Source organism: Microbacterium sp. 05N427 (assembly GCF_056397105.1).
Window position 1 is genome coordinate 34143 of sequence record NZ_JBFTMT010000011.1, and the last position, 13605, is coordinate 47747.

8 protein-coding genes are annotated in these 13605 nt (G+C 68.4%); 6 read left to right on the plus strand and 2 right to left on the minus strand.

From position 1 onward, the window contains the following. The first annotated feature begins 5 nt into the window (after positions 1 to 5). Complete coding sequence (locus tag AC1DG4_RS12470; RefSeq protein WP_477421271.1) at positions 6 to 1169, plus strand: CapA family protein; 1164 nt, start codon at positions 6 to 8, stop codon at positions 1167 to 1169. Between the two features lie 15 nt (positions 1170 to 1184). Here the strand turns inward: AC1DG4_RS12470 and AC1DG4_RS12475 are convergent, their stop codons facing one another. Together AC1DG4_RS12475 and AC1DG4_RS12480 are read right to left on the minus strand one after the other, a co-directional pair. Beyond that, positions 1185 to 2162 (minus strand): Gfo/Idh/MocA family protein, encoded by a 978-nt coding sequence (locus AC1DG4_RS12475; protein WP_477381051.1) that lies wholly within the window; start codon positions 2160 to 2162, stop codon positions 1185 to 1187. Between the two features lie 2 nt (positions 2163 to 2164). Further along, positions 2165 to 3427, minus strand: coding sequence for an ROK family transcriptional regulator (locus tag AC1DG4_RS12480; RefSeq protein WP_477381053.1), 1263 nt, complete (start codon positions 3425 to 3427; stop codon positions 2165 to 2167). Between the two features lie 168 nt (positions 3428 to 3595). Between AC1DG4_RS12480 and AC1DG4_RS12485 the strand changes: the two genes are divergently transcribed. From AC1DG4_RS12485 to AC1DG4_RS12505, 5 genes are all read left to right on the plus strand, one after another. Next, positions 3596 to 6907, plus strand: a complete 3312-nt coding sequence (locus tag AC1DG4_RS12485) for a hypothetical protein (protein WP_477421262.1) — start codon at positions 3596 to 3598, stop codon at positions 6905 to 6907. Positions 6908 to 7082: 175 nt separating this feature from the next. After that, complete coding sequence (locus AC1DG4_RS12490; protein ID WP_477381056.1) at positions 7083 to 10157, plus strand: alpha-mannosidase; 3075 nt, start codon at positions 7083 to 7085, stop codon at positions 10155 to 10157. A 72-nt stretch (positions 10158 to 10229) separates the two neighbouring features. Next, the gene (locus AC1DG4_RS12495) at positions 10230 to 11603 is read left to right on the plus strand and encodes an ABC transporter substrate-binding protein (protein WP_477381058.1); all 1374 of its coding nucleotides are present in this window, start codon (positions 10230 to 10232) and stop codon (positions 11601 to 11603) included. A gap of 66 nt (positions 11604 to 11669) precedes the next feature. Continuing rightward, on the plus strand, positions 11670 to 12602 hold the full coding sequence (locus tag AC1DG4_RS12500) for a carbohydrate ABC transporter permease (RefSeq protein WP_477381060.1): 933 nt from the start codon (positions 11670 to 11672) through the stop codon (positions 12600 to 12602). After that, complete coding sequence (locus AC1DG4_RS12505) at positions 12599 to 13585, plus strand: carbohydrate ABC transporter permease (RefSeq protein ID WP_477381062.1); 987 nt, start codon at positions 12599 to 12601, stop codon at positions 13583 to 13585. Before AC1DG4_RS12500 ends, AC1DG4_RS12505 begins: the two co-directional genes overlap by 4 nt. Positions 13586 to 13605 lie beyond the last annotated feature (20 nt).

Here is a 13605-nt window from a genome sequence, read left to right on the forward strand (position 1 = left end):
GCCTGGTGATCGGCGACCTCATCACCCGCGACCGGCTGTCCTGGCTGTTCGACCTGCCACGCAGGCGCGCGCGCGAAGACGCCGGCCGCCGCCGCCGTCTTCCATGGCGCACCCCCGTCGCGCTGGTCGCACTCGCGTCCGTCGGCATCGTCGCGACCGGGGCRGCGGCACTCCCTCCGGTTCCGGCGGGGATCCCGCAGCAGTCTGCGCAGCGCGCCGGGGAGATCAGCATCGGTGCGACCGGCGACATCCTGCTCTATGACGCGAGCCGCACCGTGCCCGCGGATCACGGTGCCGGTCACTTCGACCAGGTGCGCCCCTGGTTCACGCAGGATCTCATCACGGGCAACCTCGAGCAGGCGATCTCCCGCGACACGGGGGAGGACAAGTGCGGCAGGGACGCCGACTGCCTCGCCTTCCGCAGCGATCCAGACTCCGTCGCGGGCCTCGCCGGCTTCGACATCCTCAACCTCGCGAACAACCACAGCCGCGACTTCGGGCAGGCCGGGTATGACGACACCAGGGCCGCCCTCGCGGGCGCGGGCATCCGCGCGGTGGGCGGACGTGACGAGATCGCCTACACGCGCATCGGCGAGGTCACCGTGGCGATGATCGGCTTCGCGCCCTACGGCGAGTTCAACCGGGTGACCGACCTACGGCGCGTGCGCTCCATCGTCCGCACCGCCGCAGCGCACGCCGACGTCGTGATCGTGCAGGCGCACATGGGCGCCGAGGGGCCGAACGCGGATGCGGTCACCCCGGGGACCGAGACCATGTACGGAGAGGACCGCGGGGATCCGGTCGCCTTCTCCCATGCCGCGATCGATRCCGGAGCGGACCTGGTCCTCGGCCATGGGCCGCATGTGCTGCGCGGGATGGAGTGGTACCGGGGCCGGCTCATCGCATACAGCCTCGGCAACTTCGGCGGCGGGGGCGTCTTCGGCAAGGATCCGGCCACGCGCTACGGCGCGTATCTGTCCGTGCGGCTGCGCGCCGATGGAAGCGTGATCGCGGGCCGGGTGCAGTCCGTGCGGTTCGACTATCCCGAGGGCATCCCGGTGCCGGATCCCGACGGCGGGGCCGCACGCCTCATGGATCAGCGCGGACATCGCGACTTCCGCGGTGCCGCGGTGCGCCTCGGCCCCGACGGCGTGATCGCCGTGCCCTAGGCGGAGGCGCGGGTCCTAGACGGAGACCCTGTCCCCGCCCGCCGCGATCGACGCATAGGCCGCGTCCACGATCGCGACCGCTGCGACGCCGTCGGAAGCCGTCACCCTGGCATCGCGGCCGGTGCGGATCGCCTCCGCGAAGTCGGCGATCTGGGTGCGGTAGGGGTGGTCCTCGGTCTGCGGCGGCAGGTGTCCGGCGTCGGCGGGAGCGATATCGCCCGCCACGGCGCCCGACGCGCCCGCCGACTCCGCAGCGCTGTCGTGCGCGAGCACTCCGGTGGTGCCCACGGCCTCGATCGTGGTGCGGAAGGGCGCGCCCTCGCCCAGCCAGCCGCCGTCGATGCGTGTGGTCGCGCCGCTCGCGTGGGTCAGCTCGACCGTCGCGGTCACAGGGACCGAGAGGCGTCCGGCGACGCTCGGCGGATCCTGTCGTGCGGCGACCTCCGTCACGCGGCCCGCGAGCCACAGCGCCTGGTCGATGTCGTGCACGAGCAGGTCGCGGATCAGCCCGCCACCGGCGCCCTCGTCGTAGAACCAGGCCGTGGTGGGGCCCGCTCCCGCACGGCTCAGCCGCAGGGCCTGCAGGGCGCCGATCTCGCTGGCGACGACCGCCTGCTGGATCCGCCGATAGGCCGTGAAGTACCGCACCACGTGCGCGGGGAACAACCGCACGCCTGCTGCGTCCGCGGCATCGGCGATGCGCCGCGCCTCCGCGGCGGTGACCCCGAGGGGCTTCTCGCACACGACGTGCCGCCCGCGGGCGATCGCGCGCAGAGCCAGGTCGAGATGAGTCGGCGTCGGGGAGAGGATGCCCACGATGTCGACCAGGTCGATGAGCGCATCCGCGTCGTCCGCGATCTGCACGCCGAACCGCTCCGCGAGCCCGGTCGGCCGTGTGCGCGACGAGATCACGCACTCCGCGCCGAGCGCCTGCCAGGCGTCGAGGTGCGCGGCGGCGATCCCGCCGGCGCCGATCAGTCCGACACGCAGCATGGTCAGCGGGTGACCTGCAGGGTGGACGGGCGCGGCGAGAAGCGATCGTCCAGCACGAGGCAGGCCGCGCCGATCGCCGCCACGTCGGATCCCAGGGCCGTGCCCGCGATCGTGATCCCATGAAGCTGGTGCGAGATCGACCCTCCGGAGACGATCGGCGGGATCACGCGCAGGAAATGCGGTGCGATCGCCTCCCAGGTCGCGCCGCCGATGACGACGCTGCCGACGTCCAGCAGATTCGTCAGGGTGAGGATCGCGGATGCCGTGAAACGCGCGGCCCGTTCGACGATGGCCACGGCACCGTCGTCGCCGTCGTCGGCGAGCCGGCTCAGCCGCGCGAACGCCTCGACGACCACTGCGGGCGTGCCGAGGTCGGTGTCGGCCGAGAGCACCCCCGCCGACACCGCCTCTTCGGCGAGCATGTGCGGAGATCCCGTCTCCCAGAACGCCCGGAACGGATGCCGGTAGTGGTCGTCGAACTCCGTGGCGGTGACCGGGAGCAGGCCGACGTCGCCGGCGTTGCTCGAGATCCCGCGGACCACGACATCGTCCAGCACGACCGCAGCGCCGACGCCGGTGCCGAAGTAGAGGAACAGGAAGTCGCTCGGCCCTTCGCCGCCGCCGGCCCACCGCTCTGCGACGGCCCCGGCGATCACGTCCTTGTCGAGCAGCACGGGGAGCCCGGTGGCCTCCCGCAGGTGGTCGCACAGCGGGACGCGGTGCCAGTTGGGTAGGTGCGGCGGGTCGAGGACGAGGCCGCGCTCGACGTCGACGGGTCCGGGCGAGGCGATCCCGACGCCGAGGATCCGGTCGCGGTCGACGGGCGCTCGGGCGATCAGCGCCTCGATCTGCTCGCTCATCAGGGCCAGCACCGAATCGGGATCCTGCGCGGCCGGGGTCGGGTGGGACGCGTCGACCACCACGGCCCCGGTGAAGTCGAGGAGCACGTACGTGATCGCGGCGGGATCGATGTGGACTCCGACGGCGTAACTGCCCGCGGGGTTGAGCTCGAGCATGGTCCGGGGCTTGCCGAACGACACTGCCTGCTTGCCGGTCTCCAGGATCAGGCCCTGGTCGAGCAGGCGACGGCAGATGTTGGAGACCGTCTGCGCGGAGAGCCCGGTCTCCGTCGTCAGCTCGACGCGGCTGCGGCCGCCGATGGAGCGGCGGATCGAGTTGAGCACGACCCCCTCATTGAAGTCGGCGACGCGGGGCATGTTGGTGCCGCGATGCTGGCCCGGATGTTCGGGCGGCGTCTGTGCCACGCGTTCCCCTCGCTCTGATTTTTCGACCCTGAGTGGATACTTTATCCCGCGTCTTGAAGAAGCGGGGGACAACCGATCCTTCTCCGGGGCTTGCGCGGGATTCACTTTACTTCATACATTTGAGTTAGTAAGTCTGACGATGATGTCCACTGAACCGGAGCAGGAGTCATGCCTTCCACATCCCCCCGTAGATCACGAACGCTCGGCGCCGTCACGGCGATCGGGCTGATCGCCACCGCCCTCGTCTCAGGAGGGGCGGTCGCCGCTGCTGCCGCCGTCCCCACGGTGACCGCGATCCTCTCCGCCACGCCGCAGCTCGACGGGGTCGTCAAGGTGCGACCAGGCGATGCGGGCAAGGATCCCGCTTCCGTGTCGACCACCGTCGACGGCGTCGAGTGCTGGCAGATGAAGAACGATCCCTACGTGCGCTATCTGTACGTCGACGTCGATCAGAGCCGCATCCCGCAGGGCGCCACGCGCGCCCTCGTCACGGTGGATTACTACGACGCGGGAGACAAGGGCTTCGACATCCACTACGACGCGAAGGCCGGCCCGTGGACCGGGTCCCGCAATCAGCAGCTGACCGGCACCGACAGCTGGAAGCACACCACCTTCGAGCTCACCGACATCAACTTCGCCAATCGCGAGAACGGCTACGACTTCCGTCTGAACGTCAAGGCCAACCAGGGCGATATGCCGCCGGTGTGCTTCTCGAAGATCTCGGTGGCGTTCACGGATGAGCCGGTGGCCGCGCGCGACTCGCTCGCGATCATGAGCCCGTCGCTGATCTTCAAGAAGGGCGAGACCTCGGTCAAGATCGCGACGCCGGCCGACCAGATGTCCTGGCGCCTGGGAGACGCCGACGACGTGCAGCTGCGCACCGGCACGACCACGGTGAACGGAGGGGAGGGGGCGATCGATCTGAAGGATCTGCCGTTCGGCTACTACACGCTGAATGTCACCGCGAACGTCCCGGATCCGGTCACGCGGACGACATCGCTCGCGGTGCTGGACGACCCGCCCGCCGGCTGGAACGATGCGAAGGCGTTCTGGGGCACCCAGATCCACCGGGGCCATCAGCCGTTGCAGAGCACCGAGGCGCTGATGGATGCGATGACGCTCGCCGGCTACGGCAAGAGCCGCATCGAGACGACCTGGGGCGAGGTGGAGAAGGTGAAGGGCGAGTACGACTTCTCCGGCGAGGGCGTGCGCGTGGTCAAGGAGCTCGCGAGCCGGGGGCAGCAGGTGATGTGGAATGCCGGGCTCACCAGCCCGCTGTACGACGGCAACCACACTCCGGCAAGCGCCGAGGCGATCGCGGGCTTCGCCGCCTATGTCGGCGCCACCGCGGGCTACTACAGCAGCCAGGGCGCCTCGCACGACATCGGCGTGCTCAACGAGTACAACTCCACGGGCTTCAACAACGGCTCCTGCGGTCTGACGGCGGCGTGCTATCTCGACATCCTCCGCCCGACCTTCACGGCCGCCCACGACGCGGATCCGCACGCGAACGTGATCGGGCCGATCACCGCGGGGACCCAGCTGGATTGGGCGAAGGACTTCATCGCCCAAGGCGGGCTTGACCACCTCGACACCTACGCGACCAATTACTACGGCTACGCGCAGAACGGCGCCGGCACACCACCGGAGGCCACGACGGAGCTGGCGAACCTGAAGCAGCTCACCACGCTGATCCATCAGTCGGAGGGCAACCGCGACATCCCCGTGCGCATCACCGAGAACGGCTGGCCGACTCACAACGCGGGGTCGACTCAGGCGCAGCAGGCCGACTACGCCATCCGCGGTCCGCTGCTCGCGCRGCTCGCCGGCGCCGACGAGTACCTCTGGTACGACCTGTACGACGACGGATTCAACGGCGGAGAGCGCGAGGACCGGTTCGGGCTCATCAACCGTGCGGACGACACCGCGTGCTTTGCATGGAAGTGCCCCGGTGACAACTACACCTATGGCGCGGTGCACGGAATCTCGCCGAAGCCGGGCTTCGTGACGCAGGCCGTGGCGATCCGGCAGACGACAGGCAAGACGCTGAGCGGGCGGGAGAGCATCGGCGGCGACTCGCTGTACAGCCTGAAGTACACCGGCGCCACGGCGAAGGACACCACTCGTGCGCTGTGGAGCACCGGATCCGACACCGTCACCGTCACCTCGACCCAGGGCTTCACGCTGATCGACGAGTTCGGCCGGGAACGTCAGGTGGCCAAGGGAAGCTCGACCATCGCGCTGACCGGATCCCCGGTGTTCGTGAAGGGCGATGTGACCGTGCAGGCGGTGTCCCCTCAGCTCGTGCTGGACGTGCCGACGAGCTCGGTGCTGATGCGCGACCTACCCGTCACCGTGACGCTGGCCTCGGGCGCCGACATCACCGGCGGTGAGCTCACCGTGTCCGCGGACGGAGTCGAGCAGAAGGCCAAGGTCGTCCAGGGCGCCCCGGTGTCGCTCGTCCTTCCCGGTGTCACCCGGCTCGGCGCCCGTGAGGTGACCGTCGACGTCACCGACAAGAAAGGCCGGCTGGTCTCCCAGGTGCGCGGATCGAGCACAGTGGTAGACCCGTACGTCGTCTCCGCGCGGCCACGCATCGCCGGTGCTGCGGGGGCCTACTCCTACTCGCTCGACGTGACCGTGCAGAACAACGCTCCCGATCTGGCCGTCCCCATCGAACGGGTGGACTGGAAGCTGGGCACGGCAGCGGGGTCGCTGACCGATGCCTTCACGGTCGCCGGGGGCGGCGCGGAGACGGTGTCGGTGCCGATCGCCGATCCGAAGGTCTACGCGACGCAAAGCTACGCGGTGACCGCGCGCTCCGGGGACCTGGCGCGGTCATCGACCGGGCCGCTGTCCTTCTCGCCGATCGAGCAGGACGGCCAGAGCACGCTGCCGCCGATCGATCTCAACGCGCTCGGCAAGTGGGTGGCGATCCGTGGCGGAACGCGCACCGGCCCCGCGGACCTGGGCGGCACGCTGCAGTACACCGCGACCGCCGATGCGCTGAAGCTCAAGGCCGTCATCACCGATGACGTCCATCTGGCGGACCGCACCGATCCTGCGCTGAGCTGGCAGGCCGACTCGATCCAGTTCAACACCTACGATCTGTTCCCGACCGTGCTCGGAGGCGAGCGTGTGGAGATCGCAGCCGCACTGCTGCCGTCGGGTCCGGTGGTCTACACCTTCGCGCCGCCGGCCGGCCAGCAGACCGGACTCACGCCGGGGGCGGACGCCACGATCGTGCGGGACGAGAACGCCAAGACGACCACCTACGAGGTGTCCGTGCCGTGGACGTCCCTCGGCCATGAGACGGCGCCGAGCGGCGTGTGGGGGCTGTCCTTCCTGGTGAACGACGCCGACGGCGACGTCACCGGCGCGGACGCGCGTTCGGGGTACGTGGAGTGGGGCTCCGGCGTGGGAGCGGCGCCGAAGAACCCGGCCTTGTTCAAGTCCGTGCAGCTGGTCGGCACCGAATAGGCGACGCATCCGCGGCCACGATCGAGTATGCGCGCCCCGCTCCGAGCCTGACGGGCTCAGGGTGGGGCGCCTCTCGTTGACAAAATCCATCAAGTTGAATTAGAGTGCGAAGAGCAAGAGGCGACCGGTCRATGCCGTTCCGGAAGCCATCGCAGGTTTGGCGAAGAGGACATCCGTGCACGACAACAGACTCATCACCGAGGCGCGTCTCGACCGGTTCGTGGCGGAGTTCCTCACGCCCGCGCTGTATCGTCGGGCGGCTGACCTCGATGTGTCTGCGTTCGAGGTCGACGGAGAGCCGATCCCCGCGCTCGAGGCGATCGCGGCCGACTACCGGCCGATCGCGCTGCCGCACCGCTGGGGTCGCCCGTGGTCCACGGTGTGGTTCCGGGCGGCGGGATCCGTGCCGGACGAGTGGTTCGACGCTTCCGGCCGCCTGCCGGAAGGAACCCGCGTGGAGCTCGTCGTCGACCTCGGCTTCTTCGGCGACCGGCCGGGGTTCCAGGCCGAAGGGCTGGGCTACCTGCCAGACGGCACCATCCTCAAGGCGGTCTCCCCTAGGGCGTCCTATCTGCCCTGGGAGGGCGAAGCGGGAAGTGCGATCGATGTCTACGTCGAGGCGGCGGCGAACCCCGATGTCGCCGGTGACTACGACTTCCTGCCCACCCCGCTCGGTGCCAAGGAGACCGCAGGGGACGAGCTGCTCTACACCGCGAGGCAGTTCGCCGTCGCGCTGCTCGACGAGACCGTGTGGGCATTGGCCCGCGACGTCTGGACCTTGAACGGCCTGATGCGCGAGCTCGGCGAGGACAACCCGCGACGACACCACATCCTGCGCGCGCTGGAGCGCATGATGGATGTCTCCGACCCGCGCGACATCGCGGGCACGGCGGCGCCCGCTCGCGCCGAGCTCACCGACGTGCTGGCCAGCCCGGCACATCCCTCGAGCCACGAGATCGTCGCGATCGGCCACGCGCACATCGACTCGGCGTGGCTGTGGCCGTTCCGCGAGACGATCCGCAAGTGCGCGCGCACCTTCTCCAACGTCGTCGCCCTGATGGATGAGCACCCCGAGTTCCGGTTCGCCTGCTCGTCCGCGCAGCAGTTGAAGTGGATCAAGGACTCCTATCCCGCGCTGTTCGACCGCATCAAGGACAAGGTGGCGTCAGGGCAGTTCATCCCGGTCGGCGGCATGTGGGTCGAGCCCGACATCAACATGCCGGGCGGCGAAGCCATGGCGCGTCAGTTCGTCGCAGGGAAGCGGTTCTTCCTCGAGGAGTTCGGCGTCGATACGCAGGAGGTGTGGGTGCCCGACACGTTCGGGTACTCGGCCGCGCTGCCCCAGATCATCGCTGCGAGCGGATCCCGATGGTTCGTGACGCAGAAGATCTCCTGGAACCAGACGAATCAGATGCCGCATCACACCTTCCTCTGGGAGGGCATCGACGGCACCCGCATCCTCACGCATTTCCCTTCGGCGGACACCTACATCTCCGAGCTGTCCGGAGCGGAGGTCGCGCACGCAGAGCGCAGCTTCCGCGAAGTCGGGCAGTCGACCGTGTCGCTCATCCCCTTCGGCTGGGGCGACGGCGGCGGCGGGCCGACCCGCGAGATGATCGCCGCCGCGGCGCGRCTCCGCTCGCTGGAGGGGTCGCCCAAGGTGCAGATCGACTCGCCCAGGGCCTTCTTCGAAAGGGTGGAACAGGAGTATCCGAACCCCCCGGTCTGGTCAGGAGAGCTGTACCTGGAACTGCACCGCGGCTCGCTGACCTCGCAGCATCACACCAAGCAGGGCAATCGTCGCAGCGAGAGCCTGTTGCGCGAGGCAGAGCTGTGGGCCGCGACCGCCGCCTGGCGCGAGGGGGCCGAGTATCCGTACGACGCCCTCGAACGCAGCTGGCATGACGTTCTGCTCAACCAGTTCCACGACGTGCTCCCCGGATGCTCGATCGCCTGGGTCTACCAGGACGTCGCGCGGATGTACGCGGAGGTCGAAGAGTCCACGGAGAGCATCATCGCCGCCTCCCTCGCCGCGCTCGTCGGCGACGGCGGCCAGGTGCTGCAGGTCAACGCCCGTCCGCAGGCCGCCGACGGCGTGCCGGCGCTCGGGGTGTCGATCCGATCCGGCGATCGCACGGTTCCGAGCGTGTCGGTGGCGGGCGACGACCTGGTCCTGGACAACGGCCTGGTGCGAGCGGTGATCGACGCGAACGGGCTCGTCACCTCGCTGATCGACAGCGCCAGCGGTCGGGACGCGATCGCCCCCGGGACATCGGGCAACCTCCTGCAGCTGTTCCGCGACATCCCCAACAAGTGGGACGCGTGGGACGTGGACGAGCACTATCGGCGCGTCAAGGAAGACCTCGTCGAGGTCGTCTCGGTGCGTCCGCTCGTCGACGACGAGGGCGCGGCCGTGATCGTGGAGCGTGCCTTCGGCGCCTCCCGCCTCGTCGAGACGGTGCGGCTGCGCCCCGGATCCGCTTCGCTCGACCTCGACTTCGACATCGATTGGCAGGAGACCCGGCATCTGCTGAAGCTCGCCTTCCCGCTCGATGTGCACGCCGACCGCTCCGCCGCTGAGACGCAGTTCGGTCACGTGTTCCGGCCCACGCACACCAACACCTCATGGGACGCCGCACGATTCGAGATCTGCGCCCATCGCTGGATCCATGTCGCAGAGCCCGGATACGGCGTGGCGATCGCCAACGAGTCGACCTACGGGCACGACGTGTCCCGCCGCACCCGAGACGACGGCGGAACCACGACGACGGTCAGGCTGTCGCTGCTGCGCGCTCCCGTCTTCCCCGACCCCGAGGCCGACCTTGGGCCGCAGCACCTGCGGGTGTCGATCCGGCCAGGGGCCGGGATCCGCGACGCGGTCGACGAGGGGTATCGGATGAACCTGCCGATGCGCACGGTCTCGGGCGCGCACGAAGTGGCACCTCTCGTGCGGGTCTCGCACCCCGCGGTGCGCATCGAGTCGGTCAAGCTGGCGGAGGATCGCAGCGGCGACCTGATCGTGCGGCTGTACGAGTCGGAGGGCGCACGCGCCACCGCCGACATCTCGATCGAGGCGGACGGCGTCGCCGATGTCCGCTTCGTCGACCTGCTGGAACGGGAGATCGACCCGCCGGCCTGGGCGGCCACCGCGTCCTCCGGAGCGCGGATCACGCTCCGCCCCTTCCAGCTCCTCACTCTGCGTGTCCGGCAGCATCAGCGCGTCTCGAATGAGGCGCCGCAGGACACGTGACGTCGTGATGCGCCCTGAGCGGCGCGTCACGGCACCCACCCGAAAGCACCACACTACGAAGGAGTAGCAGCAATGAACGTACGTTCCCCCCGTGCGCTCGGCTTCGCCGCCGCAGCAGCGATCGCGGGACTCACCCTCGCGGGATGCTCGAGCACCGCCCCCGATGCAGGCCCGACCGCCGACCCGAATGCCAAGGTGACCATCACTGTGGGCGAGATGCCCACCGCAGATCAAGCGGCGTCGCTCAAGACGTTCAACGACAGGGTGGCAGCGTTCGAGAAGAAGTACCCGAACATCACGGTCAAGGGCGAAGAGACGCGCTACGACGCGTCGAGCTTCAACGCGCTCCTCGTCGGCGGCACCGCGCCCACGACTCTGGCCATCCCGTTCACGGACATGCAGTCGCTCATCCAGCGCGGACAGGCCGCCGACATCACCGCACTCGCGAAACAGAGCAAGGTGCTGTCCGGCGTGAACCCCGACCTCGACAAGGCCGTCACGGCCGACGGCAAGAAGTACGGCGTGGTCCGGCAGGCCTATGAGATGGCGTTGATGTACAACAGGGCGCTCTACACGGAGGCGGGTCTGGACCCGAACAAGCCGCCGACCGACTGGGAAGGCGTTCTGAAGAACGCCAAGACCATCACCGAGAAGACCGGTAAGACGGGCTTCATCATCCCCACGACGAGCAATCAGGGCGGGTGGCTGCTCACGACCATGTCGTACTCCAACGGATCCCTCGTGCAGGAGGTGGACAAGGGCAAGGTCAAAGTCACCGTCGACACCGACGGCATGAAGAAGTCCCTCCAGTTCCTTCACGACGTGCGATGGGAGGCCGGCGCGGCGGGTGCGAACTTCCTGCTCAACGGCGACGACATCCGCAACCAGTACGCGAGCGGCGCCGTGGCGCAGACCATCAACGGTCCGATCTACGCCGACGTGGTCGTGAACCGCGGTATGAAGGGCAGCGACATCGGCATCGCCCCGCTTCCGCAGGGCAAGGGCAGCAAGGGCACCCTCGGCGGCGGCGCGATCCAGTGGTTCAACCCCAAGGCGGACGTGAACGAACTGGACGCCGCGCTGAAGTGGACCGAGTACTACTGGCTCGACAAGTACTTCACCGAGGACACCGCTGTCGCCCTCGCCTCCGCGCAGGCCGCGGACAAGAAGCCGGTCGGCATCCCTGAGCTTCCGCTTGTGAGCGACAAGCAGTACGACACCTACCTGGGATGGATCAAGGACTCGATCAACGTCGACCGTTCGCTCTACACCGACTATCTCAGCTCGAAGCTGCAGGTCAACGCGGAGCCGTCCATCAAGGCGCAGGAGCTCTATGCGGCGCTGGATCCGATCGTCCAGGCAGTCCTGACCGACAAGAACGCCGACATCAGCAAGCTGCTGGCCGACGCGCAGAAGTCGGTGCAGGGCATCGTCGACGCAGGCTGACGCTCCCCGGGTGCGGGCGCGCCGTCGTGCCCGCACCCGTCCATGTTCTTCAGARAGGATCGATCGATGGTTGAGGTCACCGCGGCGCAGCGCAGACGCGCGAAGCCCTTCGGCGAGCGCGTCAGCACTTGGGTACGCGGGGGCGGGATCAGTACATTCCTGTTCTTCGTGCCGCTGCTGTTCACCTTCGGCTACTTCGCGTGGTGGCCGATCCTGCGCAGCCTCGTGCTGTCTCTGCAGAAGACGAATCTGGTCACCGAGCCGGCCTGGGTCGGCCTGAACAACTTCGAGCGCGTGCTGGCGGATCCGCTGCTGGGCACCGCGGCCGGGAACACCCTGCTCTTCGCGGCTCTGGCCCTCGTGATCGGCTTCCCGGTGCCGATCCTGTTCGCGACCTTCATGGCCGAGTTGCGCCGCACCCGTCAGATCGCGAGCGTGCTGGTGTACCTGCCGGTGATCATCCCGCCGGTCGTGTCGGTGCTGCTCTGGAAGCAGTTCTACGACCCTTCGGCGAACGGCCTGTTCAACACCCTCCTCGGCACGATCGGCATCGGCCCGCTGCCCTGGCTGCAGGACGGCAACATGGCGATGCCCGCCATCGTCGTTCAGGCCACCTGGGCCGGCTTCGGCCAGTCGACGATCATCTATCTCGCGGCCCTCATGTCGATCCAGTCCGAGCTCTATGAGGCTGCCGAGATGGACGGCGCAAAGGTCGTGCGACGGTTCTGGCACATCACCCTGCCGCAGTTGCGCAGCATCATGCTGCTCATGCTGCTGCTCCAGGTCATCGGCACCATGCAGGTGTTCACCGAGCCGTTCGTGATGACCGGCGGTGGGCCCGTCAACCGCACCACCACGGTGCTCATGCTGATCTACAACTACGCGTTCCTCCAAGGCGATTACGGCAAGGCGACGGCGCTCAGCCTGCTGCTCGCCGTCGTCCTCACCCTCGTCTCGGCGGTCTATCTGCGCCTCACCCGGAGTTGGAGCAAGTCATGACCACCGCCCCCGTCGCCCCCACCACCGAGGCGGTCGTCACCGGCCGCGCCACGGACTCTGGAACGATCCCGCAGCCGCCGCGCCGCCGCAGAAGGACGCCCGAACCGCAGGACCGCAGCAACATCTCCGACCTGGACCGCCGCACCGGTCGCGTGCGCATCGGCCTCGGGGTGCTCAACGTCGTCCTGATCCTGCTCCTGGTGATCATCTCGGCCGGCCCGCTGCTCTGGCTGGCGAAGGCGGCGCTCTCGACCACCCAGGACATTCTTCGCGAGCCCTTCGCCTGGTGGCCGAGCGGCATCCAGTGGCACAACCTGATCGATGCCTGGTTCAAGATCGACATCGGCCGGTATCTGATCAACACCGTGCTCCTCGCGGCCGGCGTGTGGTTCTTCGGGATGCTGGTCGCTCTGACGGGCGCCTACGGGCTGTCGATCCTCAAGCCGAGGTACGCGAAGGCGATCAACGGCGCGGTGCTCGCGACCCTGTTCATCCCCGGCATCGTGTCGCTGATCGCCCAGTACGTCACGGTGCTGGACATGCCGTTGCTGCACTGGAACCTGATCAACACGTTCTGGGCCGTGTGGTTGCCCGGCGCGGCGAACGCCTTCAACGTGCTGCTGGTCTCGCGGTTCTTCGACAGCCTGCCCAAGGACGTGTTCGAGGCCGCGAAGATCGATGGCGCAGGCCCGTTCCAGATCTTCTGGCGCATCGTGCTGCCGATGTCGAAGCCGATCATCGGCGTCACATCCCTGATCACGATCATCGGGGCGTGGAAGGAATTCCTCTGGCCGCTGCTCGTGCTGCCCAAGCCGGATCTGCAGCCGTTGTCCGTGGGTCTGTACAAGGTGACCGCGAGCGCCGAGATGAGCCTGCTGATGGCGGGCATGTTCATCTCGGTGGTGCTGCCCATCGCACTGTTCCTCATCTTCCAGAAGCAGTTCCTGAAAAGCGCAGGGCAGGCCGGAGCCATCAAGGGCTGAGGTGCTCCGGCCCGCCGGCG

Coding starts and splice junctions, on each gene's coding strand:
- AC1DG4_RS12505 (WP_477381062.1), top strand. CDS start 12,599: ATGACCACCGCCCCCGTCGCCCCCACCACCGAGGCGGTCGTCACCGGC.
- AC1DG4_RS12500 (WP_477381060.1), top strand. CDS start 11,670: ATGGTTGAGGTCACCGCGGCGCAGCGCAGACGCGCGAAGCCCTTCGGC.
- AC1DG4_RS12495 (WP_477381058.1), top strand. CDS start 10,230: ATGAACGTACGTTCCCCCCGTGCGCTCGGCTTCGCCGCCGCAGCAGCG.
- AC1DG4_RS12475 (WP_477381051.1), bottom strand. CDS start 2,162: ATGCTGCGTGTCGGACTGATCGGCGCCGGCGGGATCGCCGCCGCGCAC.